This window comes from Microcoleus sp. LAD1_D5 (genome assembly GCF_036702115.1).
Taxonomy (GTDB): Bacteria; Cyanobacteriota; Cyanobacteriia; order Cyanobacteriales; family Microcoleaceae; genus Microcoleus.
In genome coordinates this window covers 1-26,617 of sequence record NZ_JAUBSA010000079.1, presented here as the reverse complement: position 1 = coordinate 26,617, position 26,617 = coordinate 1, and the positions used below count along the sequence as shown (strand labels likewise).

Annotated in this window: 22 protein-coding genes and 3 tRNA genes; 15 read left to right on the top strand and 10 right to left on the bottom strand. The window is 46.0% G+C overall.

Annotated features, from left to right (window positions below; translation table 11 throughout):
- Positions 1–110 precede the first annotated feature (110 nt).
- Positions 111–2,273 (bottom strand): CBS domain-containing protein, encoded by a 2,163-nt coding sequence (locus tag QUA70_RS24055; RefSeq protein WP_333350356.1) that lies wholly within the window; start codon positions 2,271–2,273, stop codon positions 111–113.
- A 145-nt stretch (positions 2,274–2,418) separates the two neighbouring features.
- On the opposite strand from QUA70_RS24055, the gene QUA70_RS24050 reads away from it, so the two are divergent.
- Entirely contained in the window at positions 2,419–4,974 is a 2,556-nt protein-coding gene (locus QUA70_RS24050) for a PhoD-like phosphatase (RefSeq protein ID WP_333324127.1), read from the top strand.
- A 308-nt stretch (positions 4,975–5,282) separates the two neighbouring features.
- A complete protein-coding gene (locus tag QUA70_RS24045; RefSeq protein WP_333350358.1) occupies positions 5,283–5,507 on the top strand; it encodes a hypothetical protein in 225 nt (74 codons plus the stop codon).
- 67 nt (positions 5,508–5,574) lie between these two features.
- Here the strand turns inward: QUA70_RS24045 and QUA70_RS24040 are convergent.
- The 3 genes from QUA70_RS24040 to QUA70_RS24030 all read right to left on the bottom strand — a co-directional run bounded on the left by QUA70_RS24040 (position 5,575) and on the right by QUA70_RS24030 (position 7,826).
- Positions 5,575–5,646: transfer RNA gene (locus QUA70_RS24040), tRNA-Thr, on the bottom strand.
- A 73-nt stretch (positions 5,647–5,719) separates the two neighbouring features.
- Positions 5,720–5,801 (bottom strand) — tRNA-Tyr (locus QUA70_RS24035).
- A gap of 204 nt (positions 5,802–6,005) precedes the next feature.
- A complete protein-coding gene (locus tag QUA70_RS24030; protein WP_333350360.1) occupies positions 6,006–7,826 on the bottom strand; it encodes an ABC transporter ATP-binding protein in 1,821 nt (606 codons plus the stop codon).
- A gap of 483 nt (positions 7,827–8,309) precedes the next feature.
- On the opposite strand from QUA70_RS24030, the gene QUA70_RS24025 reads away from it, so the two are divergent.
- The 5 genes from QUA70_RS24025 (at position 8,310) to QUA70_RS24005 (ending at position 12,067) form a co-directional block, all read left to right on the top strand.
- The gene (locus tag QUA70_RS24025) at positions 8,310–8,468 is read left to right on the top strand and encodes a hypothetical protein (protein WP_333324158.1); all 159 of its coding nucleotides are present in this window, start codon (positions 8,310–8,312) and stop codon (positions 8,466–8,468) included.
- Between the two features lie 139 nt (positions 8,469–8,607).
- Positions 8,608–8,679 (top strand) — tRNA-Gly (locus QUA70_RS24020).
- Between the two features lie 249 nt (positions 8,680–8,928).
- Positions 8,929–9,333 (top strand): hypothetical protein, encoded by a 405-nt coding sequence (locus QUA70_RS24015; RefSeq protein WP_333324119.1) that lies wholly within the window; start codon positions 8,929–8,931, stop codon positions 9,331–9,333.
- 4 nt (positions 9,334–9,337) lie between these two features.
- On the top strand, positions 9,338–10,603 hold the full coding sequence (locus QUA70_RS24010) for a glutamate-5-semialdehyde dehydrogenase (RefSeq protein WP_333324117.1): 1,266 nt from the start codon (positions 9,338–9,340) through the stop codon (positions 10,601–10,603).
- Positions 10,604–10,924: 321 nt separating this feature from the next.
- On the top strand, positions 10,925–12,067 hold the full coding sequence (locus tag QUA70_RS24005) for a fatty acid desaturase (RefSeq protein ID WP_333350362.1): 1,143 nt from the start codon (positions 10,925–10,927) through the stop codon (positions 12,065–12,067).
- A gap of 59 nt (positions 12,068–12,126) precedes the next feature.
- Here the strand turns inward: QUA70_RS24005 and QUA70_RS24000 are convergent, their stop codons facing one another.
- Positions 12,127–13,830 (bottom strand): lipoxygenase family protein, encoded by a 1,704-nt coding sequence (locus QUA70_RS24000; protein WP_333350364.1) that lies wholly within the window; start codon positions 13,828–13,830, stop codon positions 12,127–12,129.
- Positions 13,831–14,151: 321 nt separating this feature from the next.
- Entirely contained in the window at positions 14,152–15,285 is a 1,134-nt protein-coding gene (locus QUA70_RS23995; RefSeq protein ID WP_333350366.1) for a class I SAM-dependent methyltransferase, read from the bottom strand.
- A 560-nt stretch (positions 15,286–15,845) separates the two neighbouring features.
- On the opposite strand from QUA70_RS23995, the gene QUA70_RS23990 reads away from it, so the two are divergent.
- The 5 genes from QUA70_RS23990 (at position 15,846) to QUA70_RS23970 (ending at position 18,631) form a co-directional block, all read left to right on the top strand.
- Entirely contained in the window at positions 15,846–16,901 is a 1,056-nt protein-coding gene (locus tag QUA70_RS23990) for an adenylate/guanylate cyclase domain-containing protein (protein ID WP_333350368.1), read from the top strand.
- Positions 16,902–16,937: 36 nt separating this feature from the next.
- Positions 16,938–17,366, top strand: a complete 429-nt coding sequence (locus QUA70_RS23985) for an NUDIX domain-containing protein (RefSeq protein WP_333350370.1) — start codon at positions 16,938–16,940, stop codon at positions 17,364–17,366.
- A gap of 61 nt (positions 17,367–17,427) precedes the next feature.
- On the top strand, positions 17,428–17,883 hold the full coding sequence (locus QUA70_RS23980) for an HD domain-containing protein (protein ID WP_333324106.1): 456 nt from the start codon (positions 17,428–17,430) through the stop codon (positions 17,881–17,883).
- Between the two features lie 168 nt (positions 17,884–18,051).
- Entirely contained in the window at positions 18,052–18,420 is a 369-nt protein-coding gene (locus QUA70_RS23975; RefSeq protein ID WP_333324104.1) for a GIY-YIG nuclease family protein, read from the top strand.
- Positions 18,421–18,424: 4 nt separating this feature from the next.
- The gene (locus tag QUA70_RS23970) at positions 18,425–18,631 is read left to right on the top strand and encodes a hypothetical protein (protein WP_333324102.1); all 207 of its coding nucleotides are present in this window, start codon (positions 18,425–18,427) and stop codon (positions 18,629–18,631) included.
- Between the two features lie 273 nt (positions 18,632–18,904).
- Here the strand turns inward: QUA70_RS23970 and fabG are convergent, their stop codons facing one another.
- Positions 18,905–19,669 carry a 3-oxoacyl-[acyl-carrier-protein] reductase gene (gene fabG / locus QUA70_RS23965; protein ID WP_006634175.1) on the bottom strand — a complete coding sequence of 255 codons (765 nt, stop codon included), beginning with the start codon at positions 19,667–19,669 and terminating at the stop codon, positions 18,905–18,907.
- Between the two features lie 73 nt (positions 19,670–19,742).
- Here fabG and trxA point away from each other — a divergent pair, with 73 nt between their 5' ends.
- Together trxA and QUA70_RS23955 are read left to right on the top strand one after the other, a co-directional pair.
- Positions 19,743–20,060: a thioredoxin gene (trxA, locus tag QUA70_RS23960; RefSeq protein WP_006634176.1), complete on the top strand. Its 318-nt coding sequence runs from the start codon at positions 19,743–19,745 to the stop codon at positions 20,058–20,060.
- Between the two features lie 87 nt (positions 20,061–20,147).
- On the top strand, positions 20,148–20,732 hold the full coding sequence (locus QUA70_RS23955) for a hypothetical protein (protein ID WP_333324100.1): 585 nt from the start codon (positions 20,148–20,150) through the stop codon (positions 20,730–20,732).
- Between the two features lie 1,087 nt (positions 20,733–21,819).
- On the opposite strand, the gene QUA70_RS23950 is transcribed toward QUA70_RS23955, so the two are convergent.
- The gene (locus tag QUA70_RS23950) at positions 21,820–22,062 is read right to left on the bottom strand and encodes a hypothetical protein (protein ID WP_333350374.1); all 243 of its coding nucleotides are present in this window, start codon (positions 22,060–22,062) and stop codon (positions 21,820–21,822) included.
- A 427-nt stretch (positions 22,063–22,489) separates the two neighbouring features.
- Positions 22,490–25,216, bottom strand: a complete 2,727-nt coding sequence (topA, locus tag QUA70_RS23945; protein ID WP_333350376.1) for a type I DNA topoisomerase — start codon at positions 25,214–25,216, stop codon at positions 22,490–22,492.
- 389 nt (positions 25,217–25,605) lie between these two features.
- On the opposite strand from topA, the gene QUA70_RS23940 reads away from it, so the two are divergent.
- A complete protein-coding gene (locus QUA70_RS23940; RefSeq protein ID WP_333350378.1) occupies positions 25,606–26,379 on the top strand; it encodes a VOC family protein in 774 nt (257 codons plus the stop codon).
- 14 nt (positions 26,380–26,393) lie between these two features.
- Here the strand turns inward: QUA70_RS23940 and QUA70_RS23935 are convergent, their stop codons facing one another.
- The gene (locus QUA70_RS23935; protein ID WP_333350380.1) at positions 26,394–26,588 is read right to left on the bottom strand and encodes a helix-turn-helix domain-containing protein; all 195 of its coding nucleotides are present in this window, start codon (positions 26,586–26,588) and stop codon (positions 26,394–26,396) included.
- Between the last annotated feature and the right edge of the window lie 29 nt (positions 26,589–26,617).

Genomic DNA, 26,617 nt, shown 5'->3' with positions numbered 1-26,617 from the left:
CGCTTCTGTGATTTATTGCGTAAGCGTTGCTTGCCGTAGGCGTCGCATCCCTCTTTAAAAACTGTCCGGAGTATTGTAAAATCTAAAATCTAAAATCGTATGACTGCTGACTAATGACCACTAACGATCGGAATCTCGATCGCAAATTCAGTGCCCCGTCCAGCTTCCGAAATGCAATCTAGTCGCCCCCCGTGCTGTTCGACAACTAAATGGTAAGAAATCGACAGTCCCAACCCAGTGCCCTTGCCGACTGGTTTGGTAGTAAAAAACGGGTCAAATAATTGGCGACGAATCTCCTCCGGTATGCCCCGCCCGTTGTCGGAAATGCGGATCGCCACAAAATCGCCGCCAACAACTTCAGTACGAATTGTAATTGTGGGAACAATCAATGGAGAATTAGGATTTGACGGGGGTGAATGTGTCGCATTTCTCGCCGCCCATTCCCCTTTCTGGATTTCTTCATCCAAAGCATCAATAGCATTGCCGATAATATTCATGAACACCTGATTGATTTGACCGGCACAGCACTCGATGTTGGGCAAATTGCCGTATTCTTTAATAATGTGAATAGTTGGATGTGCGCCGTGGGCTTTGAGCCGGTGCTGCAAAATCAACAAAGTGGTTTCGAGTCCCTCGTGAATGTCAACGAGCTTGATGTTAGATTGATCCGATCGCGAAAAATTACGCATCGACACAACTATTTGGCGGATGCGCTCAGTTCCTACTTGCATAGAAGACAGGATCTTAGATAAGTCTTCGACCAAAAACTCGACTTCCATATCTGCTGCTGCTTTCCGAATTTCCGAGACGGGTTCGGGATAGTGCTGCTGGTAAAGTTCCAACAGTTGAAGCAATTCTTTGATGTAGTGGCTGGCGTGGGAAAGGTTGCCGTAGATAAAATTAACAGGGTTGTTAATTTCGTGAGCGATACCGGCAATCATTTGTCCCAAAGAAGACATTTTTTCGGTTTGCACCAATTGAGTTTGAGTTTGCTGCAACTTTCGCACAGTGTCCTCTAATTGCTGCGCTTGATTTTTCAAGCAAGTTTGCTTTCGCCGCAGCACTTCTTCGACTCGCTGGCGCTTGATAATATCCCGTCTCAACAATTCATTTGATTCTAAAAGTTGAGCGGTGCGTTCTTCAACTTGTTTTTTTAAGTCGTCATGAGCTTGGCGCAGGGCTTCTTGGGCCCGCTGCCGCTCTAAAATTTCTTGCTGCAAAAGTTCGTTGGCCTTCTGTAATTGGGTGGCTCGATCGTCCACTGCTTGTTGCAACAGCTCGATCGTCCCATACATTTCAGATTGGTTAAAAACTTGCGGCAAACTTGTCTGAGAAACAACACCCAAAAGTTCTCCCTGGCTGCCAACTACTACCAAACGGCGGACGCAGTGTCGCTGCATGGACTGGTGGACACTCCAGAGGGAATCGGCGGGAGATATGCAAAATAAAGGCGCACTCATGGCCCTTGCTGCTGGGATTTCCGAGAGGTTGAGTTCGAGGGCGTGAAACTGCACGATGTCGCGCTCGGTGACAATGCCGATCGGAATTTGATAATTTTGTATTGGTGCGATCGCGCGATCGGGATGCTGAGTTTGCTCTTTGACAATGACGACGGAACTAACTCGATGCTTGACCATGAGCTGGGCTAAATCGAGGGCTGAGGCAGTTGTTGGGGCAGAAATGACTTCTTTCGTCATGACATCTGCTGCACAGCGCAAATTGGTTAGCAAGTTAACCGGTTGCAGGGCTTCGTGAATTGCTTCGCGGGTGATGATGCCGAGAAGTCGCGAGTCCTCGTCCACTACGGGCAAATGCCGGATCTGGTGCTGGCGCAACGTGAACATAGCTGTGAAAATATCTTGAGACTCGGATTGTTTGAGGGTAATGGGCGATCGAGTCATTACGTCAGCAATTGTCAGTCCTACTGCACAAGCTGCGACGGTAGTTAGCTTGACGATATCTCGTTCTGTAAAAATGCCGATCGGTCGATTATCTTCGACAATTAACACGCAACTGCGCTTGGCTGCGCTAGCAACAGCGTTTTGTTTTTCGCCACAAAGCTGACATGAGACGCGCATCGGGTTCATGAGAACCAACACCTGGGCGATCGGGGTTTCTGGAGCCACAGTGATGGGGTGGCGGTCGATCGCCCGATCTAAAGGCGAGGAGTAGATTGGGCGGCTGTTGGGCCCTCCGGCGGGTTCTGATGATTTAATTGCTGGCAACTGGGGGGCTGAATTGAGGAAATGCTGTAATTGTTCTTCTTGTAGCATGATTATTAATTTTACTTAATGAATTGTTACAATTTTGGAGACTTGGGTTGGCAGACTTAGCATTAATTAAGCGGGTGACAGATGCTCGATCGCCTAAAATCTGATTGCTAGAACACTCTTATTTAATTTTTATTTTTTAAATCCTATGTCGTGGACTCCCTTAAGTCATCGAATTCATCACTTGCCGCTCATCCTTGCGGGCCCGATTTTGCGCCGGACTGAAAGTCGGGCCGTGACAGTTTGGCTGGCTCTGAAAGCACCCCGCCAAGTCGAACTCAAGGTTTATTCGACAGAGGGCGGAACCGGCGAAATTGTCGATCAGCCATTGCTCCAAGGTGCGAACTCTACTGTGCAGCTCGGCAAATACCTGCACGTAGTGGCGGTCACTGCTAAACCAATTAACAGCAATCTCTTGACATCTGGGCAAGTTTATGCCTATGACATCGAGTTTGCTGGGAGTAGCGAGTCGCCGTCGGTTGCAGTCCCAGAATATGAGAAAGAAAATCTCATTTCTTGCCTGTGGCCTGCCTCGCCTAATTTGTCGGCTTTGGGGCCGGAGACGATCAGTTATTTCGCTCACCAGTTGCCGACTTTTGCCCTGCCACCGCAGGATTTAAACTATTTGCGGATTGTTCACGGTTCTTGTCGCAAGCCCCACGGAGACGGCAGAGATGCGCTGCCAATCTTGGATAATTCGATCGAACAGTTTGCAGGAAAGGCAAATAGCAGGCCCCACCAACTGTTTTTAACGGGCGACCAAATTTACGGCGACGATGTTGCCGATGCGATGCTGTGGGCTTTGACTGATGCTGGCGATACACTGTTGGGCTGGGAAGAGAGTCTGCCCCTGATGAATGATGCCCAAATTAAAAAGAATTTGTGTATCAGTATACCTAAGAATTCGGAAAACGAAAATGTAGTTGCCCAAGAAAGGGAAATTTTTAGAGAGTCGCCCATTCAGAAACCGTCTGATGCTGAGTATCAGTCCAAAAAACCAATTGAGTTAAAACCGGGGACTCGCAGCGATATTGCCAGAGATTTTGGCGGCTTTACGGCGATGTTGGTGAATAAACCCGCCAATGCTAAAAGTCACTTATTTAGCTTGGGGGAATATTGTGCCATGTATTTGTTAGTTTGGTCGCCTGTACTTTGGTGCGAGCGTTTTCCGAAGGGTAAGGATATTTGTCCAAATTCTAAGCAGGCCAAAGTCTGGGATAGAGAAGTTGTTGAACTTGACGGTTTTGCTCGCAATTTGTGGAGGGTGAGGAGGGCGCTAGCAAATATTCCTACTTATATGATTTGCGATGACCATGATGTTAGCGATGATTTGTATTTGAATCGAGAGTGGTGTTACCGGGTGCTGGGAAAGCCGCTGGGCCGACGGGTGGTGCAGAATGCTTTGCTGGCTTACGCTGTGTTTCAGGCTTGGGGAAATACGCCCGCACAGTTCGATCGCGCAAAACCGGGAGATAAATTATTAAAGGCTGCTGAAAAATGGTCGGATTCGGCGGGGACTGATGTTTCTGCTTGGGAGGATGCGGCTTCGTATTTGGGAATTCCAGGACTCGATCCGAAAACTCATTTGCCTAAGTTGAAATTAGATGAAGATGTTTTTATTTTGGATCGGGAGGGCGAGGGTGTAAGTGAGGTTTTGAATTGGCATTTTAATGTGAGAAGCTTTAAGCACGAGGTGATTGTGCTGGATACGCGGAATTGGCGGGGGTATCCGGTGAAAAGCGCGATCGATCCGCCGATGCTTTTGACTCACAAAGGTTTTGAGGAGCAAATTCAGCAGCCTTTGCATGAAACTGATTTGCTGAATAAAACTGGGGAGTTTGAGATTGAGGCGACGCTAGTAGTGGTGCCGACAAATTTGGTGGGTTTGTGGATTATTGATGCGGTTCAAAAACGGGATGTGGAACAGGGGAAGGTTTTTAATAGTGATGCGGGGGATGCTTGGAATTTTCATGAGTTGGCTTTTGTGAAGCTGTTGTCGGAGTTTTTTAAGCAGCGCGATCGGGTAATTGTGTTGAGCGGGGATATTCATTATGCTGCTGCTGTGCGACTGAGTTATTGGTCTGATTGTCATTTTGGCGATTCTCGATCGAATATTGAGCCTTTGAATCTGGCGAATTATCAATCAAATTGTCGATATTCTGTGTTGGCGCAGTTGACTGCTAGTGCTTTGATTAATGAGGAGTGGAAAACGCATTTAATTCATACTAAGATTAAGTCGCTGCTGCCTGAGCGATCGCACGAATGTTTGGGATGGAATGAGCCGCTGGAATTAATGAAAATTTCGAGGGGTGGCAGAAAGAAAGCTATGGCGGCTGCTATCAGGCATAGACAATCTCTTCCTGATTGGGGCTATCGGATTGACTGGATGAAACGGCAAAGAGCTCGGGTGTTTTTGCTGCTAGAAAAGGGAACTCCGTCAACTAGAACACATAAAAATAAACAATTGTCAGTGCTGCGTAGGTTGTGGAATTTTATATCGCTGTTGTGGCGCAATCGCTGGCTGCAAGAGGGTGATGAGATTGTGGGATATAGCAATATTGCGATCGTCAGTTTTCAGTGGCCTGCTGATGGTGATGGGGAGAAGGCGGTGATGCAAAATATTTATTGGCGGCCGCTTTGGGAGCCGGATAGTGTGGTTTACAGTCAATATTTTGTTCCGCTGGGATTGGATGAGGATGATTAGATTCCCGATTTATGGAACAAGTCGGGGATTTCGATACGGGTACAATATTGTGATGAGTTTGTGGCAGTGTCCGCCGGAGGGTGAAACCCCAGTCTCATAGCTAAAGTCGGTTGGAACTGAGATGTTTGACCATTCTCGCTTAACAGGCTTTCCGGCCTGTTCCACAAAGAATAAGTTTTCTTGTGGGGAGTAGGGGTTGGGCAGGAGAGCCCGCCCAAAAAATGATTATTGAGAATGGTGAAACATCTCAGTTGGAACTGAGATGTTTCACCATTCTCAACTAGCCATACTGCCAGCGACTAACACTGATGTCAAAACCGTGCTTACGAGCTAAACTCTGGGTACGATCGATATTAATTAACAGGCCCAACACTACCAGAGATAGCAACAAAGTTTCTCCGGCAGTCGCAGATTTCCCAGAACCGGCCGACCTGCTCAACCAGTTGAAAGCGCGGCGTAAAAAGTCCGGCGCAAAATTGGCAGATATGGAGGCGGTTTTGGACATATTAGAAAACCATCAGCACGAAAGTTGAGCGGAAAACTAACCTTGTTGCTGTGCGATGAGCGTGAAACTCTTGAGAGATATAGCAGAGAATAGCAAGCCCGTGACGAGATTTGAACTCGTGACTTCCTCCTTACCAAGGAGGTACTCTACCACTGAGTTACACGGGCATAAAAAATTAAGAACCTCCAATTAAAAAATTAATTTTTAATTCTTAAATTTTAACTTTTTATTAAATTGAGGTGGGCCGAGCTAGATTTGAACTAGCGTAGGCGTAGCCAGCGGATTTACAGTCCGCCCCCATTAACCGCTCGGGCATCGACCCATTTCCATCACAGTTATATATCCTAGCACCAGAATCTTTATTTGCAACATTATATTTAAAACTCTAATCATTAAGTGGAGAACACATAAGTGAGTTAGTGGCAGACGAGAAAATTGAACACTGTTTAAGGTGTGCATTGCTACGTCTAGGCTCGGTGCCCGCCCGGAGCACCCTAAGTCTAGACGAAGAGCTAGCAGGAAATGGCTAATTCACTAATTCCCCGGTTTCTTGCAGGGAGTGCAGGCGGCGGTAAATACCTTGTTGGCTTAAAAGTTCTTCATGGCTGCCAACTTCGACGATTCTACCGCCGTCGAGTACGACGATCGCATCGGCTTCGCGAATTGTACTCAGTCTGTGGGCAATAATTATGGTGGTGCGCGTACCGAGGATATTTCGCATGGCTATCTGGATCGATCGCTCGCTTTCATAGTCCAAACTAGAAGTAGCCTCATCAAAAATTAACACATCCGGCTCCACCAACAGCGCCCTCGCAATCCCCAATCGCTGCCGCTGACCGCCGGACAACCGCATTCCTCTCTCCCCGACCACGGTATAGTAACCTTGGGGCAACAGCCGCACAAAATCGTCTACTTTGGCAATGCGACAAGCATCCTCAACTTGCTCGAAAGTAGCGTTTCTGTTTCCGTAAGTCAAATTTTCCAGCAAAGTACCGTTAAAAACGTCTACTTCTTGGTGGACAATCGCTAAACGCTGGCGGTAGCGAGTCACGTCTAAGCTGCGAATGTCTTCTCCGTCGATCAGAATGCGACCGGAGTTGGGTTCAAAGTAGCGAAACAGAAGTTTAACTAAAGTCGATTTCCCGGAACCCGATCGCCCGACTAATGCTACAGTCTGACGGGGATGAATCAATAAATTCACATCCTGCAAAACCGGTTTTTGACTGTCGTACCCGAAGGTCAAACCGCTGAGCTCAACTTTGCCGGTAAATTTATAAGGTGGCTGTGCCGATCGAGCATTTTCTGCTAAATTAACCGCATCAACACCGTCTGGCGTTTGCATAAACTCGTGGAACCGGATCATTGAAGAATAGCGGCGCGCCAATAATTCGGCGATAATGCTAATCGGACGCAGTTGGGAATATGCCATGCTTGCCAGGGTGTAGACGGTAACAAAATATCCGAGGGAAATTTTGCCTGCAACCGTGGCTGCTAGGCTAAAACCAAGAACTGAAAACAAACACAACTGGACGATCGTCTGCTGGTATGTCCCCAGGGTGACGTATCCTTTGTGAATGCGGTGGATCACGACTTTTAATTCGCGATCGAGTCTGGTGGTTTGCCTTTTGAGTTCATCGCTTTCTGTTGCAAAAGCTTTGACTGTTTTGATGTTGGTGATAATTTCCGAGTTGCGGCTTTCGGTATCTTCGATGTATTCATCGAGAATTTCTTCCCGCGCAGTCACCCCTTGCAGGCCTTTGAGGGTGAAACTGAGGATAAATAGGAATGAAACCAAAATTAATAAGCCAATCCGCCACTCAATTAAGCAGATAACGGCAAAAATGCCGATTAAGCGGACGACTTCGGGGATGAATTCGCCGGCAATTTCTGGGTAAGTCCAAGTATGGTTGGCGATGCCTTTGGCGATGCGACTGGCAATCCGTCCGGCGTTGTTTTCGTCGTAAAATTCTAGGGGTAAGGTGAGGATTTTGCCGATCGCACTTCTCATTCGATCGCGCCTTGCCCTCAATGGTATCGCCCAGTGGAACCAATTTCCCACCCAAGGCTGTACCGGTGCTTTGGCGACTGTTACCAGAAAAATTATGCCCAGCAAGACCGATAGCGATAATGTTTTGTTGGGTGAGTGCTGGGTAACAGAGGCGATCGCTGTTATGAGTTTTTTCGTTACTGTATCTGTAGGTTGATCCGACAATACGTTTAATATTTGACCGATCGCGTAGGGAACAAGCAAATCGGCTAGTGCCAAAACGCTGGATGCGCCTATGCTGTAAACAGAGCTTTTCCAGTAGCGACTGTAGTATTTGAAGATGTCCTGAAAGCTTGCCATAAATTTGTGTTGAGATACAACCCTTGCAAACACTTGCATCTAAAATTGCGCTCTCGGCGCGCTTTGTTTACAAGTGTACTACAAAAGTAGTTGATCGGGGAGTCAATCGATTTTAGATTTTAGATTTTAGAGGCGACCCCACGGATAAATGCGGGGGCTTGAGGATTTTCGATTTTCGATTTTGGATTGATTCCACGGATAAATCACGTGGCGGGTACCATCAAGAAATTCTTGGTCATCTTGGATCGTGCTAGCGACTCGCCCGATCGGGTGATTTATGGCAATTATTCGATCGTCCGCAATCGATCCGCATTCCTTGGAAATAAACTCAAGACTAAGGGCAAAAAAATGCAAAAGACAGAATTTTTCTTAAATTCTGCCTTTTGAGCAAGGCCTTATAAGTTTTACGTTTGAGTAGTCTGTTAGCTGAAGGTGTAGGCTGATTGGAGGGCCCACCAGATCAAGAAGCCGATTCCGCCGGCAATGACAATCGCCGAAATGGCGATCGCTATAGGACTGTCAGCTCCCTTGAACTTCATGATTCCGCGATTTAAATCTGACATGACAGTGTTCTCCCACAATTCCAGCTTGATTGTAGCTTTGCAGTTGGCCGATGGCGGTCAAAACCACCGCAATTACTGATTTTGTTAACAATCTGGCTGCTGCAATTTCAGGTGGGGAGTGGCATTGGGGCGCTTTTTCAGGGTGTCTGAAAAAAAGTTACTAAAAAGACTTGACAAATTCTGGGAATTGAGACAATATTGTTAATACCGCAGGAAATGCGGGTGTAGCTCAGTGGTAGAGCGTCACCTTGCCAAGGTGAATGTCGCGCGTTCGAATCGCGTCACCCGCTTTAGAAGATAAATAAGTCAAGAAAACCACAAAGTATAGCAATGAAGTCTTAGGTATACTCCTAAGGATGATGGAAAATATCTAAGTTAGTGGTAAAGTTGATGAGAGAACTTGCAAGTCAAAATTGTCGCTCAGGCGCTCGCTCGATACAGGCATTTGAAAGCCTCTATCAGGGAGAATTGACAAGTTTGATTAAATGGATATGTGAACGATTATTTTTGTAAAAACGCTTTTTTTTATCTGATCGCTCGTGCCATCTCAAAAAGCTCCAAAGATTGACTTAAACGATGAATACCCCTGTCCTTGCCGACGCCGGGGTCGTCTCGTGCCCATAACGTTGACAGAAGCCTTTGGCTGCAACCGCTGTCAGCAAATATTTGTATTGGACGAAAGCGGACACGTCATCGAGCAACTATCAACGAACTATCCTTACAAGCAGGCTTGGCGGTGGACGGGTCACCAGTGGAACAGAGCGCATCCGGGTTTGAAGGCGCATTACTTGCCACTGGCTTTGGGTATGATATTGGTGCCGTTAGTGATTTGGTTGCCGTTGGCGCTACACTCGCCGGGCCCGAATATTATTCTGTGGGCAATGGTCGCTGTGCTCCTAGCAATGCTGCCGGCGCTGATGGTATGGCTGGCTTACAGGCGTTAGCTAGATGATAATAGAGGATTTTACCCATTCGTCAGATGCCGCAAATGTCGCGCGTCGCGCTTATCAAGCTTCTTTGGAGTTGGCTACGACAAAGAGTGCCGATCGCGCGGCAGCTTTGCAGGCGATGGCGGGCTGGCTGAAACGTCGGCAAAATGACATTTTAGAAGCAAATACTCTGGATCTAGAAGCGAGTCGGGACATGGCGATTCCCGAGTTGATTGTGGAGTGGCTGAAGCTGACGCCGGAACGGATCAAGACAACTGTGCAAATTCTGCAACGGTTGGGGGAAATGCCAGATCCGATCGGCAGGGTGATCAATGCTTCTTATCAGGTCGATCGCTGTCAGGTTTACTGTCAGTCGCTACCGCTGGGGGCGATCGCTCTAATTTACGAGGCGTTGCCCGAGTTGGGGGCGATCGCAGCGGGTTTGTCTCTCAAAAGCGCTAACAGTTTGATTCTCAAAGGCGGCAGCGAAAGCTGGCAAACTAATGCTGTAATTGGAGAAGCTTTGATGTCGGCGATCGATGAGGTAGGTTTGCCATCGGGATGTTTGCAGGTACTGCCGCCGGATCGGGGCGCTTCGATCCGAGAATTGGTCACTCAAGACCAATATCTCAATTTAATTATTCCCTACGGCAGGCCAAGTTTGGTGCAGCAGGTAGTAAGGTTGTGCACAGCACCAGTTTTGAGGTCGGCCATGGGCAATTGTTACCTTTATTGGTCACCGACTGGCAGTTTGGAGATGGCAAGGTGGATGATTTTGGACAGTCATCAAAGCGTGCCCGATCCTGTTAATGCGATCGAGAAAGTGCTGATCGATCGCAACCAAAAGCCTTCTTCCTTACTCCGGCTGTGGAACAGTTTAAAAGAAAAAGGCTTTCAAATTAGCGCCGATGCGGATCTCGTCGCAGATTTCCCAGACTTGAAGCTGGCGGAACCATACGAGTGGACTCAACCTTATTTAAACAAAACCATCGCGTTTAAAGTTGTCGATAGTTTAGAGATTGCGATCGGCTGGATCAACCGCTACAGCAGCGGCCACGCTGACTGCATTGCTACTGAATCTTACTTAGAAAGTCGCCAATTTGCTCTGGATGTTAACAGCGCCTCAACTTTTATTAATGCCTCACCTCGGTTTTGGCGCTATCAAAATCGGGGAGATGCGATATTTTTGGGAATGTCCAACCAAAAAGGTTATCGTCGGGGATTGATCGGGTTAGATACCCTGACGACAATCAAAGAAATTGTTCAGGGAAACGGACTTTTTTAATTTTATAGGTTATTTAGGATTGGTTATGGAGATTAAACCCAAGTGAAAAGTGGGAGAGTATTATCGATAGGTAAGCCTTTAAGAGGTGTTCCAAAATTATTTTTATAGGATACAATAATATCTTGGTACAAAAATCAGGCAGCCTTGATCTAAAGCAATTTGATCACAAGCTCCCGGATAGCCGTAGTGGAGACAGATAAAATCTCCGCAGCCTGACAATAAGCCGCCGGATTTATGTGTGGGTTCCATCTAAAATCGGGTACGGGATCTAATTAAATTTAGAAAGTTATTTAGTCACAGGAAAATACTCTTAGCGAGCACATGAAATCAGAAAAATCACTCAATACTCTAGACAAGACGGCAACGCCGACTTTAGGCAAAGAAACACTAATTAACCACTCGGTATATATAAAAAAATTGCGTCCGCTGCTGCCGTCACATGCCTTTGAACCAGATACCAGCAAGTTAGCAATACTATTCATCAACGCTGCTATTTTATTGCTGGGATGGGAAATTGCTGCTAATCTCGATCGCTGGCCTGTCTATCTTTTATGGCTTTACTTACCTTTAGCCGCGATTATGGGCAATAGTATCATAGTTTTGCTATTTAGCTCCCACGATTTGATGCACGGTAGCGTTCAGAAAAAGTCGCGCCTCACTTATCCGATCGCCTTTTTGGGACTAAGTATGCTGTTTATGCCGCCTACTCAGTGGAAAAATCTGCACAACCTCGTACATCACAATAACACGAATTCTTTGGCAGACCCCGATCGCAACTATCTGTACCAGCAACCAGATACTTGGGGAAAATGGATTCAAAATCTGTTTGTACCGTCGGTGGAAGTCAATCCGGTGTGGTTAATTGTAGGGATGGCCGGTTCGTGGTTAGTGCATAATTTCCGCAATCTCACCTCGGTACTGTTCTTTAACGATAAATCTGTCGATTACGTACCGGCTGCCTTTACTGTTAGTCCTAAAGATAGATTGACGATCGCATTTGAATGTGTAGGGATTTTAGGAATTCATGCCAGCATTTTGTTCTACCTAAATTTTCATCCGCTCAAAATCGCCCTCGCCTACATTTTGCCGATCGCAATTGGTCATGCAGGGGCAATGTTTTACATCTATACAAACCACATGGGTTGCCGGATGACCGACATTAATGACCCGCTGATTAACAGTATGTCAGTGCGCGTTCCTAAAATATTTGACCTGCTGCACTTAAATTTTTCTTACCACACAGAGCATCATATTTTCCCCAGCATCAACTCAGACTATTATCCGATGGTGCAAGAGTTGTTAAAAATTCATTATCCCGATCGGCTGAATTTAATCGAGGCTGGTGACGCTTGGCGGTTACTGGTTGAAACACCCCGGCATTATCAAGATGAAGTCACCTTCACTGATTCCTGTGGTACATTGTCCGTAAATTGCTCTATTGTTGAAGAATACAAAAACGGCTAATACAGAGTAAGGTGCGCCGCGCGCACCCTACATTGAGATATTGTGCTGAATTTTTAACTCTACATACTGATGCTATTTAGTACCAACGAAGGCTTGAGAGCAAAGTAAGGGATTACTCGTTTTTGATTGTTGGCATCAATCTTCTGTTCAGCCATATTCAAATTTTGTTGGAACTGGCTGGCTAAAAATTCGATCGGCGTTCCCTCAAAAACTTCATCGAAGCTCATCCGGTAGAGTTCTCGGAAAGATTTATCGTAATAACCTAAACGGTCATATCGATAAGCTGACAAAATAAACAGAATTTTCAGTTGTTCAGCCGCTCGCTTGTACGGAGGAAGCAACCGTAAAATGTCCTTTTCCGTAATCACTTCGAGAGTCCCAGAAGCATTAATTTTGGGAATGTCCCGGTATGCTGCCAAAGGCATATTGGCAGCAAAACTCATGTATTCATACTGGGGAAAATTGACTGCTGAATGCTGCGGACCGCAGGTAAAAATTATGGTTGTGACAATTTTAATTAATTGTTCAACTGTGTCGATTTTGCTGGGCATTCCTTTGACTTTACCGCCCTCATTCGAGGCTAATTCTTGGGCCCAAGTTTGCAGTTCCACATCTTGGACGAGTGCTTCATTTGTCGGGTAAAAGAATTTGAGATAGCCACATACAAAGGTTTCGATCGCATTCCACAGCAGCAATCCATCATCTCGGTAAGGATAGTGAGGCAGTTGATTTGGATCGTCCATGCCCCGATTTTTCAGTTCGGTTGGGAAGGCAAATTGATCCAGACTCCAGTTACTACAAGCCTCTCTAGCTATTTCCATTGTCTCTGGCAAGCTACCGCTTAGCAAGTCATCGACTGGCCCGCCCGGAGCGATCAAATAAGAACGCGCCAGCTCGTTGTTAGTCAACATAAACCGAAAGTGCGGTTTCAGCAGCAGGCTAAGGGGGTGATTTTTAGCCAACTGTCGGGCGGTGACGATCGCGATTGGTTCCATCACCAGATGAGTACGACCTAAATGCGAACTCATTTCGTGGTGATTGGCATCTGCTACTTGTACGCAGAGTTTCGCAAACAGCCAATCCACAGGAGGATCGAACGGGGTGTAAAGATGGCTATTTGGCTTGGGATCTAGTTGAATGGCGATCGGCACCAGTTCACCGCGATCGCGAATTCCCGTCCACCGCCAAGCGAAAAAAGCTCGCGGTTTCGGCAAGAATTTTCTGCCTTTTTCATAGCTGCCGCCTCCTATTTTTGAAGGCGCGCAATAGTGTTCGTCGCTACCCGTATAATCGGCAATGTAAATGTTTTTTTGTTGCAACTCTTGGCCCAGATCGAATAATGGGTGAAAACCGGAAATTTGTGCCAGTGTTTGCGCCCGAGGATCGTCGGCATCTAAGAGGCGAAGCACCATTGGATTTGCTCCAGACAGGCGCTGTTCTGCAAAAGAGCGATCGGTTTGGTAGATTTTGGCAACTCCAGGTAGCGGCAGCAGAGTAAAGAAATCTTCATAGTCTTGGAGTTCGTCGAGAGGATCGAGAAAAGTTCTCGAATCGGCCGCCAGCATATTTCCTGGAAGTTCCGATGTTGCTAGTATCCGCTCTCCAATATACTTGCTCGAAAAGTTCTCGACTGGTGGCACATCTTTCAATAATGCCAAAGGTGATAAACTCTCAAAGTCAAACTGATAAGCTTGTTGCTGGCGATTCAAGGAATTGCGGCGCTGTTCTTGGTTCGGCTCGTCTTGAGGAAGAGAAGGTTTCATTTTGTCTACCATTGTATAAATCAACTCTCTTTTTGTAGTAAAATATCGGACATCATCACTACTGAGCGAGGATGGAATTTAAAAAGTATTGTGCAGGCTCACGCTTGATATAGGTCTTATTCACCGAGCAATAATCTTATTCCGGATTTTTTTAAACTCAGAAAAATTTCTCAAAAGAAGGCAACACTTCTCGATCGCCCTAAATCTAGATTGAAAGGTTTTATTCTCCCGATAAGTAGCTCGCACTCAAGAACCCCGACATCTCACAGAAGTCGGGGTTCGGGGTGTTCAGTTTTTTGAGCTGGGTCTACGGATTAGCGATTAGGCACGAGTCATTAAATATTGACCGTTGCCGTTATATTCGCCATCGCAACTCGCGAAATTAGACACAAACCAAATTAAGTAAAACCGCCAGATGCGACGAAATTTGGCATAGTCGATGCCGTAGTCTAAATCTTTGACTATTGCCTGAGAATCGTCAAAGTTTTTCAGCCAGTTAGCAAAGGTCGTGGAGTAATTGTAGCCGTTGAGATACCATCTTTGAATTGTTTTGAGGTCTTTGTTGTGGCTGGGAACTGCATCGTATTTCCAGTAACGACCGTGGGGAAAAATGTATTTGTGGGTGAAAACGCTGGATATATTGTTGGGAGTGCGAACTGTGATGATGTGAATGAAAACTTTGCCGTTATCCTTCAGGAAAGATGCCAGCTTTTGGAAAGCTTGCGTTAAATTACCTACATGACAAAAAACTCCGATGGAGAGAATTTTGTCAAATTTTGTCTCAAATTGGGCGTCGTTCAAATCGCCTTCATATAGGGTAAATCGACCTGAACTAAGATAGCTTTCGGGGTCTTCCATCTTGTGCCGCATATACTCGCATTGGTGGTGGCTGAGGTTAATGCCAGTAAAGGTGACATTGGGAAATTTGGAAAGAATGTAATTGGGAACACAACCCCAACCGCAGCCAAAGTCTAAAATATTGTCGCCATCTTGAATCTCTAGCTTCTCAATCACATCATCAATCATTTGGATTTGCGATTGTTCAAGGTTGGCGGCTCCTTTTTCCCACAATCCCATGCTGTATTTAGGATATATGAGTTTCCCGTCGCCTAACATCGGATTCAGCATTGCTTGAGGTAAGTCGTACTGAATCTTCATTAAATCCCGCGGCCCTTCGGCTGTATGGTCTGTTTCTGTTAGTACCCATTCGTAGGGTGCAAGCAGGGACGGGAAATGCTTAAAAAAGACCGGCATACAGGTATCAAAAAGCGATCGCAATACTGAATCTGGGACTTCTAATCCGTTGATATAAGACTCTGCGACTGCCATTTGCACCGTGTTAACTGCACTGACTGCGAGGCGGGTTGCTCCGTAGGCGATCGGACTTTTGCTATGTACATCTCCCACGATGGGAATGTGTTTTTCGATGCTTTGTAGGGCTGTTGATGAAGTCATGGCTATACTGGTTTTAAAGATGCTGCTATTCTATCTCACGAAAATTAGCTGGTTGTTAGAGAGCACAAAAGCTGAAACTATTGCCAAGTAAGGTTTGCACAGCCCACCTACCCAAAATCATAAAAATATATGGCGGTTGAAGGGGATTTGATAACGGATTTATAGGGGTTTGGGCGATATAAATTTTATTAAGAATTATGTCAGTCCATTTGAGATTTGAGATTTGAGATTTGAGATTTTAGATTAACTCCACAGCTTGAATGGGGGTATTTTCACGGTGGGATGAAGATTTTAGTGCTCAGTTATACCATTTTATATTTGAGAATGGGGAATGACTGATGAGCTAAGAGTTGGACTATTGCTCAGAGGTGCATTCTTTTTTTAAACTGGTGTCAGTTGGGCGCTTGAGCTGACGCAACGAGAAGCAAATGCCGATCGCGACTTATAGTTAAGGAATCAGGGGGTACAGAAAAAATGCCGAGAAACCGGGTTTGCATAAAGGTTCGCTGCAATAACAGATGTCCGCGAGATTCCTCGCTAATTAGCTAGACGCGCCACATATGCCACAGATTCACTATCTGCCGGACGATCGCACGATCGAGATAGACGACAACGATATAATTCTCGAAGCTTCCCTGCGTGCCGACATTCCCCACACCCACATCTGCGGCGGTAGCGCCCGGTGCTCGACTTGCCGGGTATTGATTGTCGAAGGTTTAGAATTTTGCTCTCCCCGCACTTCGCCGGAAGAGGAACTAGCGAAAAAATTGCGCTTAGAGCCGGAAATTAGGCTAGCTTGTCAGACACAGGTGGCGGGCGGCAAGGTGATTTTGCGCCGATTGGCGATCCATTCTGAAGACTTGGAATCATTTAACGACGAAATGGCCGGAAAGTTGATTTCTACTTCTGTGGGTCAAGAGAAAAAAATTGCAATTTTGTTTGCCGATATTCGAGGGTTTACGGCGTTTGCAGAATCGCTGTTACCCTACGATGTAATTTATATTTTAAATCGCTATTTCCAAAAAATGGGTTATGTTATTAACCGCAACGACGGGATGATTAATAATTACATGGGAGATGGTTTTATGGCTCTGTTTGGGTTGGAAAATTCAGACAAAGCGGCGGAAAAAGCGGTGAGGGCTGGGGTGGAGATGCTGGAGGAACTAGAGAAACTCAATCCCTATTTTGAGACTTTATACCGTCACCAGTTGCGGATTGGGATTGGCATTCACTGCGGTTTGGTCGTTGTGGGGAATTTGGGCGCGTCGAAGAGTCAGACGGTGACGGCGATCGGAGATGCGGTGAATTTGGCCAGCCGGATTGAAGCTGCGAACAAGCAAGTAGGAACAAGTTTATTGATTTCCGAGGAGACTTATCAGGAAGTTAAGGAATTGGCGATCGTCAATCAGTGCGTATCAGTGCAAATTCCGGGGAAAAGTGGCGAATATCCGCTGTATGAAGTAGTCGGGATGCCACCGCTGCCCGTGGAAATCCAGGAGATTTCCCCGGTAAGGACACGTTCTATTTGGCAAACTTTTGTCAATCAGTTGCGGGCTTTGTATGCTGCGCTGTACAATTGGATTAGGAAAATTTGGCGTCAAATCAAAAAACTATAGAGCAACTTCTGTGAATTTTGTTATGCCATCGATAATATGAATATTCCCAAGTCAATAGTTCGCATTTTTGTAATGCTCCCGAACGGTCAGATTGGGGCACAACTGCGAGATAATATTCCAGGTATTGCCAGTCAAGGAATGCTTTCTACTTTTGGTGGTGGCGTGGACATTGGAGAAAGTCCACAGCAGGCAGCAGTGCGAGAATTGGAAGAAGAAACTTGCCTCACAATTAATTATTACACAATGGAATTTATCGCAACTTTTACTCACGAAAAGACCCAAAATGATAAAAAAATCTTACAAAACAACCACCTTTTTTTGGCTAGAGTTAGCGATCATGATAAAATAGAAATCAAAGAAGGTGTGGGTTTGGTAGTTTTGAGAAAAGATGTAGACTTTGAAAAAGTCAACGCAGGTGAGGGTACTCAAATGGCTTGGAAATTGTTGCAGGAATATTTAAAATAAAAAGTCACACCCGATCACCCGTGAGGGGGCTAAACTTTATTTAATAGAGAACTTCTTTACTATGTTGTCAAATACGAACTCAGAGTACGAATCATTATTAGAACGAGCGATCGGGATTGCAGCAAAAGCTCATGAGGGGCAGGTTGATAAGGCAGGCAATCCCTATCTCGATCATCCGCTATTTGTGATGGAAAATGTAAATTCTCTAGAGCAAAAAATCGTAGCGGTTCTACACGATGCGGTAGAAGATTCTGAACTTACACTTGAGCAACTTAGAAGCGAAGGTTTTCCTGAAGTTTTAGTCTCGGCGATCGCGGCGATTACCAAAATAGAAGGAGAAGCTTATGCAGCTTATTTAGAACGTGTGATTGCCAACCCGATCGCACTGCAAGTTAAAATCGCTGATGTTACTCATAACCTCGATCTTCGTCGCATAGCCAATCCGACAGAGGCAGATTTTCAACGCATTGCAAAATACAAAAAAGTCCTCACTCAGTTGTGTGCCGCCTTAAAGTAATTTAACTGGTTCCCCGGAAGAGCCTGGGAACTGATGTCACTCTTGCTCTGCCTCGCTTCCGAAAAAAAATTGGAGGCTCTTCCTCGCCTATCTGCATTAACAGGCAATCAATATCGGTAATTAAGGGGCGCTCAATATAAAATCGGGCAAATACGAGCGCCACTGATCATGCCCGATTCTATCCAACAAGAAGCCCGCCAAATTCTCGAAACCCTTGCCTTTACGCCCTTCGAGCAATGCCAATCCCTGGGCCGCTCCTTTGATACCATCCCCTCTCGCCCTGGACTTTATGCTGTCAGACATCGTGTCGATGGCCTGCTTTACATCGGTAAAACCAAAAGCTTGCGGGGTAGATTTAGTGGGGGGCACAAAGCATTTCTCTGGGCATGGCTCGACAAATACAACTGGGAAGATGTTCGTATCGCCATTCACCCGCTCTCGGCGTGGAGCAACCCTGCGTTATTATTAGAGCTAGAAGCGATTATTCTGAGAGCAACTGAGCCGCCCTACAACGTTCAAATCCCACCAGAAAGCTAGACTCATGCAATCAACAACTCTGGAACAACTATCTGTTGCCGATGCCGAAGCCATCCTAAAATACCTTCCCGAACGAATTCGTGCGGCCCTGATCGCCCGTGCTGCTGAAATTGAATATCCGATCGAAATTGTTGTGGAAATGGCAATTGCTAACTTCCTCGATAGCGAAGCACTTGGTTTCGCCGATTGCAAACCGGGGCGTGGCAACTAAAGAAGATGTTTTAAAACGCTTGCAAATCCGTTCTCCAAATACTTCGATCGAGCGAAGCACTTGGTTTCGCCGATTGCAAACCGGGGCGTGGCAACTAAAGAAGATGTTTTAAAACGCTTGCAAATCCGTTCTCCAAATACTTCGATCGAGCGAAATTTTTGTCAATGAACGGCTCAAACAATTGCAAGTGAGACTATGAGTCTAACTTGACAAGTTAACCGCAAATGTCCGCGTTCATCCGCGTGCATCTGCGGTTAAAAAAATCCCGAAATCCTAAGCCATTACCATCCCCCCATCCACATTAAAAACCTGCCCCGTTATATAAGCCGCCGCCGCATCTGCCGCCAAAAACTTCACCATCCCCGCAACTTCCTCAACTTCCCCATATCTCCCCAAGGGAATATACTTCAAAATCTCATCAGACTTGACATCCTTAGTCATATCTGTAGTGATAAAACCCGGTGCAACTGCATTCACAGTAATCCCGCGACTGGCCAACTCTTTCGCCACAGTTTTAGTAAACCCAATTACCCCAGCTTTCGCCGCACTGTAATTAGCTTGTCCGGGATTGCCCATTTGTCCAGCAACCGAAGCAATATTAATAATTCGGCCGCTTCGCTGTTTCAGCATGATTTTACTGGCAGCTTTCGCACACAAAAACACGCCGGTTAGATTCAAATCAATTACTGCTTGCCAATCTTCCAACTTCATCCGCAGCAGCAAAGTATCGCGAGTAATGCCGGCATTGTTCACCAAAATGTCAATTCGTCCCCATTTTTCCATGACATTACTGGTGAGTAAATCTACTTGGTCAGTTTTCGAGACATCTGCTGCAAGTGCCACAGCTTCTCCTCCAGCAGCGACTATTTCTGCTACCACCTCATCAGCAGCAGCACTCGAACTCGCATAGTTTACGGCGACTTTAGCGCCCTCTGCTGCTAGGGTTAAAGCAACGGCGCGGCCGATTCCCCGCGACGCACCGGTCACGACAGCAACTTGACCCCGCAATCTCTGAAAAGTCTCTGGTAATAATTCCATAATTGTGTCCTCGCAATCTACCAGAGAATTTTGCACTAAAATCGAGCCAGAACCCAAAAAATTATTTTGTCTTATGGCAGTTCAAAAACAGTTCAGCAGTTTTGAGGAGTTACTATCGGGCTCTGACTTGCCGGTGTTGGTAGATTTTTACGCTACTTGGTGCGGGCCTTGTCAGATGATGGCACCGATTTTGGAGCAAGTGAGTGGTCAGATGAAAGACAAGCTGATGGTTGTCAAAATTGACACGGATAAGTACGAACACTTGGCGTCGCAGCATCACATTTATGCTTTGCCGACTTTGGTGCTGTTCAAAAATGGCGCTGAGGTCGATCGCATTGAGGGAGTTATGCAACCGGCGCAGTTGATCGATCGACTGCAACCTCACTTGTAGCACGAGCCAATTATCTCACGCGTAGGGTGTGTCAGCTTATATCTGATTAATTATGAATAAGATAATCCTAGTTGACGCACCCTACTTATGAAGACTCCCAGCCACGCTATTATCAATCTCGCAATTCTCGGCAAACCCCAACTGCCGCAAGCTAATCTAATTATTGCGATCGGCGGAATTTTGCCGGATATTCCGATATTTTTATTTTACTTTTGGGCGAAATACATTGCTCGCTTGCCCGCAGCTACAATTTGGTCAAAAGCATACTATGAGCCTTTTGTCCAGAACGTTGTTGCTCTGTTTCATTCTATCCCTCTGGCGGTTATTGGTTTGCTAATTGCTTATTACTTTGGCTGGCAAAGTGTGCAAATTCTGTTTATCAGCATGATACTACACTCTCTGGGAGATTTGCCAGTCCACAATGACGACGCTCATAGGCACTTTTTTCCGTTCAGCAATTACCGTTTTATCAGTCCGTTTTCTTATTGGGATAGGAAGCACTACGGGTCAATTGTTTCTCTAGTGGAAATGTTGTTAGTGCTGCTGTCAACTTACCGCGTTTTTGGTTTGGTTAATTCTTATGTTGGTAAAGGATTGTTGATTTTGGTGAATTGTTTTTACTTAATTGGAGCGGTGTCTTTTTACGTTCGTTCTTTAGTTTCTCGTTCTTAATTATGCTGCTGCAATTGCTCTTTCACCTGATGAGCTAGATTGTTTTTGCCCAATTGAGGGCGATCGCACCAGGAATCTCGAAGATGATGCAAAGTTTTATAACAATCAACATTTCTGCCTCAACACCTTGACAGAAACTATTTTCCTATGGGGAGATACTAACAAGCCCGACAAGTATCTGTACCGCTTATTCGCATCTACCAAACCCAATATAAAATTTTTAAATAAATCGCCATTCAACAGTCAAGATTACTTCCCTATTAGGGCAACTCTATTAATACCTGAGTTTGACCTAAATAGCGCAAACTTACTCAATCCTCAAGCCCTTAGCAACCCTACCCCAGAACTAGCAGTCCCGGCACTTTCAGACAGTTTTAATAATAACCCCGAAGACACCGCAATCTTTTCCAAACCCATCAATTTTAGCCGGAAATTAAAGTATTTCAGTTTTACCACCCGTAAAAAAATCTGCTGATCTCTATACTCTCACTGGCTAACCTGTAAACAAAAGACAAATCGACTACTTCGGCAAAGATGCTATATTTGCGGAACGCACATCTCAACTCGCTCCAACTGCTGCCAATCCCCAAAATCCTCCACTCATTGAAAGTGGCGAACTCAAATTCAAAGACGACAACAATCAACCTTTTGAGAACAATATACCAGTTTTGTTTGTGGCGGGAAGCAACGTTTTAACAGACAACCAGAATCGCACAGGAAATATATTTTTCTGTGCATCCCATATCAGGGTCGTTAGCTTGATTGTCCCAAGATGGTTTTTCGCCCACCCGATTCCTCTGGAATATTCACAGTGGCTGTGCAGTCCCTGCTTATTCGTTTGATTTTGGTGCTTGTTACTTGCTGATTAAAGTTTTCGATGTTGTTAAAGAAAAGATATCCTCTGTTTGTGCAATTTTTTTTGAGGTTTGGCTTTTACTACTTTGCCAAGAAGATAGCCCATTCGGTCCAATACCTGTGCCCTTGTACTTTTAGATGGTAATTGCTCCTGGCTACATCCCTGCTCTGGGAACTGCATCGGTTTGATTGCTGGCTAGATGCCACCGCCGATATTTCCCGCTGAAAAAACCTAGGAGGCGACTAAAACAGGACACTCTGAAATCCGGCAAATATTGGACACAGTGGGCTGGTGGGAAACGACTCGCAGTTCGTGAGGATACCGGGGACGCGGGTCATTTTCTAACCAGATGGGCGGTACCATCATCACTTCATAGTAAGCGATCGTATGCAAAACCCCAGGCTGGGACTTCAACTCCACTGTCAAGCCCGCTCTGTACTCAAATGCTTCTTCCCAGTCTAGGTTTCCATTCATATCCATATTCATATCCATATTGATCGCGCCTCTTAATCTTGTTCCTTTTCTCAATTGTAGGGCGCTACATAAAACATTGGGTACTTTCTGTTGCTTATGATACAATTTTTAACCTTATATGTTCGATCCATGACAATTTAACAGAGAGCCGCCATTGTCAATAAGTAAATAGGATGATTTTGCTGACGGGTGACAAGTAAACTGAAAAGGTAGGCTTGACAAGAGTTTGAGTTGAGATGTCTCAAAAAAAATAGGGCCGATCGAACCCCGCAGACGCTGATGACAAATACCTAAGAGGAGAAAATTGTCAGGACTAAACTCGTTACTACAAACCTATTTTTGTCGTGTTGTCTCGTATTTGATAAATAAAAAAACCCGGTTTTGTGAATAAACCGAGTTTTTGGGATGAGGGAAAACTAAACTAATTTTACTTAGTTGTTTTCTTGGCTGTTGTCGCAGTCGCCGTCTTTTTAGCAGTGGTTTTCTTAGCCGCAGTCTCCGTCTTTTTAACAGTGGTTTTCTTAGCCGCAGTCTTCTTCGTTGCAGTTTCCGATTTCGCCGCAGTAGTCTTAGTTGACTTCTTCGACTTGCTGCTAGATTTTCCGCCGCCCGCTGCTTCCTTCGCTGCTAACAAATCCAGTGCTTTTTGTAAGGTGAAATTCTCCACAGATTCATCCTTAGCCAAAGAAGCATTGATATCGCCGTGTTTGACGTAGGGCCCATAACGGCCGTCGTAAACATTGATAAGTTCTCCCGATTCTGGATGCGCGCCCAATTCCTTCAAAGGTGTAGCTGTTTTGCTGCTGCCGCGGGCGGCTTTCGGTTGCGCTAACATTTCCAATGCCCGATCGAGCATTATAGTCAAAACATCATCCGGCGGTTTGATCGATCGATAATCTTTCCCCACCTTACCCTGGTCATGCACCACATAAGGCCCGTACATCCCCAAATTAGCTTGCACCTTCGCCCCCGTATCCGGGTGAGTGCCCAACAACCGAGGTAAAGTCAACAAACTCACCGCCATATCCACCGTCACGCTATCCTTATCCGTCCCCTTCGGTAAAGAAGCCCGCTTCGGTTTCTTGTTCGTTTCCGAAATATCCCCTAACTGAACGTATGGTCCATAACTGCCAATCAGCACATAAATCGGTTCCCCAGTTTCCGGGTGAAGACCCAATTTTTCCGGGCCTTCCATTTTTTGCTTTAACAGAAACTCTACTTGTTCCGGGTCTAAATCTGCCGGCGTCAAATCTTGGGGAATCGATGCTTTTACCAAGCCTTCTTCGCTTTCAGATTCCAGGTATGCGCCGAATTTGCCGATGCAGACTTTAGCAGAAATATTCTCCAGTACCACAGTTCGGGCAACTTTCGCGTCAATCTGACTTTCCTGTTCTTTAACTTGGGTTGCGAGTCCGGTTTCCCCTGTATAAAACTTTTGCAAATACGGCAGCCATTTGGCCTCGCCTGTGGCAATTTCATCGAGGGTTTGTTCCATTCGGGAAGTAAAACCCGTGTCTACTAAATCGGGAAAATGTGTTTCCAATAAAGTCGTGACGGCGAAAGCGGTGAATGTCGGAATTAGGGCGTTAGCTATTAATTTCGCGTATCCCCGATCGACAATTGTACCGATAATACTCGCGTAGGTACTCGGACGGCCCACACCTTCGCTTTCAAGCATTTTGACCAGAGAAGCTTCCGTGTAGCGGGCGGGAGGTTGAGTTTCGTGGCCGATCGCCCCTAAATCCTTACAATTAGGTTTATCCCCCACCTTCAGCGCCGGCAAAATTACCTCTTGGTCTTCCAACGCAGCATCTGGATCGTCGGAACCTTCCACGTAGGCCCGCAAAAAGCCTGGAAAATCAATGCGTTTGCCGCTGGAACGGAAACCGGCATCTTCTACCTGAGTTAATACAGTGACGTGAGTTTGGCGGGAATCGGCCATTTGAGAAGCGACAGTCCGCTTCCAAATCAAATCATAGAGGCGGAAATCAATGCCATCTAATCCGGTTTGCTGCGGAGTCCGAAAAGTGCTGCCGGCAGGACGGATAGCTTCGTGGGCTTCCTGCGCGCCTTTGCTTTTCGTGGTGTATTTGCGCGGTTGGGGGCTGAGGTATTCGCTGCCGTAAAGTTCTTGCACGCAACTGCGCGCCGCTGCGATCGCCTGTTCGGACAAATGCACCGAATCCGTCCGCATATAGGTGATAAAACCGCGTTCGTAGAGACTTTGGGCAATTCGCATGGTTTCTCGCGCACCCAGCCTCAGTTTGCGGTTAGCTTCCTGCTGCAAAGTCGAGGTCGTAAACGGCGGTGACGGTTTGCGGGTGACTGGCCGTTCTTCTAGATTGCTGACAGTCCAAGGTTTGTTTTGGATGCGTGAGAGTAAAGCCCGCGCCTGTTCTTCGTTCAACAAAAGTACGCGGCGGCCTGCGATAATTTGCCCGGTATTTTCATCAAAATCGCTGCCGTTTGCAACTTTCACCTTGCCGACTGTCACGAGTTTGGCGTCAAAGGAAATCTTGCCCTTTTCCAAAAGGGCTTTTAAATCCCAGTAACTACCTTGGCGGAAAGCGCGGCGTTCCCGTTCCCGGCGCACCAACAGGCGTACAGCGACTGACTGCACTCTACCGGCGGACAAACCCCAAGCGATTTTTTTCCACAGTAGCGGAGAGAGTGTGTAACCGACGAGTCTGTCGAGAATTCGGCGAGTTTCTTGGGCTTGTACAACTCGATTGTCGATATCGCGGCAGTGAGTTAAGGCGTCGCGGATAGCTTCGCGGGTGATTTCGTGAAACACCATCCGCTTGATGGGAACTTTGGGTTTGAGGATTTGCAGCAAATGCCAGGAAATGCTTTCCCCTTCCCGGTCTTCGTCAGTGGCTAGAATCAGTTCTGTGGCGTCTTTGAGGGCGTCTTTGAGTTCTTTAACAATTTTCTTTTTATCTTTCGGGATGACGTAGAGGGGTTCAAAGTCTGCTTCCACGTTTACGCCCAGTTGCGCCCATTTTTCTCCTTTAACGGCTTCTGGTATTTCTTCGGCGGAGGATGGTAGGTCGCGGACATGGCCCATCGATGCCTCTACACGGTAGGTGGAGGGCAGGAAGTTGCGGATGGTGCGGGCTTTGGTCGGAGATTCGACGATGACTAAGGTTGACATGGCATCTTTTAAATATGGATGGCAGCGCAGCTAGAGGGTCTAAGTTAGAGAGTGTAGGTCAGATGTCAAGGCTTCTTTCAACTTTGGGCGATTATTTTCAAACTACCTTAATTTTTAAGTTACTGCCGATCGAGTGGCAGGTGACAAGCTGATGGGATTTTACTGCTTTGGGGACAGAGGCTGCGAATCGCCTCTATACAAGATGCACTCTTTGGATGACCTGACTTTAGCAGAATTGTCGGTAACTGGATGTTGAGACTGCTGGATGCGGGCGGATGGTTCCTCAATCTGGTTGTAACTTGAAGGCTGGGGCGATCGATTTTAGATTTTAGATTTTAGATTTTAGATTGGGAAAGATTTACTGACTAGAGGTTTGGGACTTTGGTACTTTGGTACAGTACGCTGTGCAGCATCAGCGTGGCGATCGGAAGGAAAGCAATCACAGGGGATTAAAATTACTTGAGCGATCGAGCAATTCGATGAATAATGCTATGACATTTGAATTCGACCATCTTTTCATCCTTACTGATATTGGTGCTTCGGAAGCTAATCGTTTATCATCCTTCGGTTTAGTGGAGGGTGGATCTCGCATTCATCGCGGACAAGGTACAACCAATCGCTGTTTCTTTTTCCATAACGCAATGTTGGAATTGCTATGGATTCACGATCCAGAAGAGGCGAAGTCTGAGCCAATTCATCTGACTCGTCTTTGGGAGCGATCGACAAATCGGAATAATGGTGCGTGTCCATTTGGCATCTGTTTGCGTCCAGCCAAAGGTTCTGAGGACACAGTTGCATTTTCTAGTTGGGCATATCGTCCACCTTATTTATCTGAAACGATGAGTATCGCGGTAGGAACAAATAGTGATGTTTTGACTGAACCCATGCTTTTCCAAATTTCCTTTGGTAAACGTCCAGATCAATACTCTGCTGATAAGTCACAGCCGTTGGATCATGGTGTGGGTTTCCGCGAAATTACTCGTGTAGAATTAGTGAGTCCTGCTGCCAATAATCCGTCACCTGAACTTCAAGCAGTGCTTGAGACAAATCAGCTAAACTTACGGATAGGAACCGAGTATTTTGTGGAGCTGGGTTTTGATGGAGAAGTGCAGGGAAAACAGGTAGATTTCCGACCGGGATTGCCGCTTATTATCAGTTGGTAGTTGGAACCCGCCAGCTAACAATGAGTTCTATAAGCTGTAGGAGTCATACCCGTAAGCTGCCGAAACTGTTTACTCAAATGGCTGTGGCTATTGAACTCACACTTTAAGCTAATTTCCATAATTGATCGCTCTTTTTGTTTTAACAACTGCTTTGCCCTATAAATAGACCTCTTGCAAAAAAAATCTATGCTATAATAGAAGGTTTTCAATTTAATCCCCCTAGAGCTAACTCATAATT

What these genes read in the sequence shown, in the direction of transcription:
- QUA70_RS23975 (WP_333324104.1), top strand. Translation starts at nt 18,052, where the DNA reads ATGCCCGATTCTATCCAACAAGAAGCCCGCCAAATTCTCGAAACCCTT.
- QUA70_RS23985 (WP_333350370.1), top strand. Translation starts at nt 16,938, where the DNA reads ATGAATATTCCCAAGTCAATAGTTCGCATTTTTGTAATGCTCCCGAAC.
- QUA70_RS24010 (WP_333324117.1), top strand. Translation starts at nt 9,338, where the DNA reads ATGATAATAGAGGATTTTACCCATTCGTCAGATGCCGCAAATGTCGCG.
- topA (WP_333350376.1), bottom strand. Translation starts at nt 25,216, where the DNA reads ATGTCAACCTTAGTCATCGTCGAATCTCCGACCAAAGCCCGCACCATC.
- QUA70_RS24005 (WP_333350362.1), top strand. Translation starts at nt 10,925, where the DNA reads ATGAAATCAGAAAAATCACTCAATACTCTAGACAAGACGGCAACGCCG.
- QUA70_RS24030 (WP_333350360.1), bottom strand. Translation starts at nt 7,826, where the DNA reads ATGGCAAGCTTTCAGGACATCTTCAAATACTACAGTCGCTACTGGAAA.
- QUA70_RS23995 (WP_333350366.1), bottom strand. Translation starts at nt 15,285, where the DNA reads ATGACTTCATCAACAGCCCTACAAAGCATCGAAAAACACATTCCCATC.
- QUA70_RS23955 (WP_333324100.1), top strand. Translation starts at nt 20,148, where the DNA reads ATGAAGACTCCCAGCCACGCTATTATCAATCTCGCAATTCTCGGCAAA.
- trxA (WP_006634176.1), top strand. Translation starts at nt 19,743, where the DNA reads ATGGCAGTTCAAAAACAGTTCAGCAGTTTTGAGGAGTTACTATCGGGC.
- QUA70_RS24000 (WP_333350364.1), bottom strand. Translation starts at nt 13,830, where the DNA reads ATGAAACCTTCTCTTCCTCAAGACGAGCCGAACCAAGAACAGCGCCGC.
- QUA70_RS24050 (WP_333324127.1), top strand. Translation starts at nt 2,419, where the DNA reads ATGTCGTGGACTCCCTTAAGTCATCGAATTCATCACTTGCCGCTCATC.
- QUA70_RS23990 (WP_333350368.1), top strand. Translation starts at nt 15,846, where the DNA reads ATGCCACAGATTCACTATCTGCCGGACGATCGCACGATCGAGATAGAC.
- QUA70_RS23950 (WP_333350374.1), bottom strand. Translation starts at nt 22,062, where the DNA reads ATGAATGGAAACCTAGACTGGGAAGAAGCATTTGAGTACAGAGCGGGC.
- QUA70_RS23970 (WP_333324102.1), top strand. Translation starts at nt 18,425, where the DNA reads ATGCAATCAACAACTCTGGAACAACTATCTGTTGCCGATGCCGAAGCC.
- QUA70_RS24025 (WP_333324158.1), top strand. Translation starts at nt 8,310, where the DNA reads ATGACAATCGCCGAAATGGCGATCGCTATAGGACTGTCAGCTCCCTTG.
- QUA70_RS24045 (WP_333350358.1), top strand. Translation starts at nt 5,283, where the DNA reads ATGTCAAAACCGTGCTTACGAGCTAAACTCTGGGTACGATCGATATTA.
- fabG (WP_006634175.1), bottom strand. Translation starts at nt 19,669, where the DNA reads ATGGAATTATTACCAGAGACTTTTCAGAGATTGCGGGGTCAAGTTGCT.
- QUA70_RS23980 (WP_333324106.1), top strand. Translation starts at nt 17,428, where the DNA reads ATGTTGTCAAATACGAACTCAGAGTACGAATCATTATTAGAACGAGCG.
- QUA70_RS24055 (WP_333350356.1), bottom strand. Translation starts at nt 2,273, where the DNA reads ATGCTACAAGAAGAACAATTACAGCATTTCCTCAATTCAGCCCCCCAG.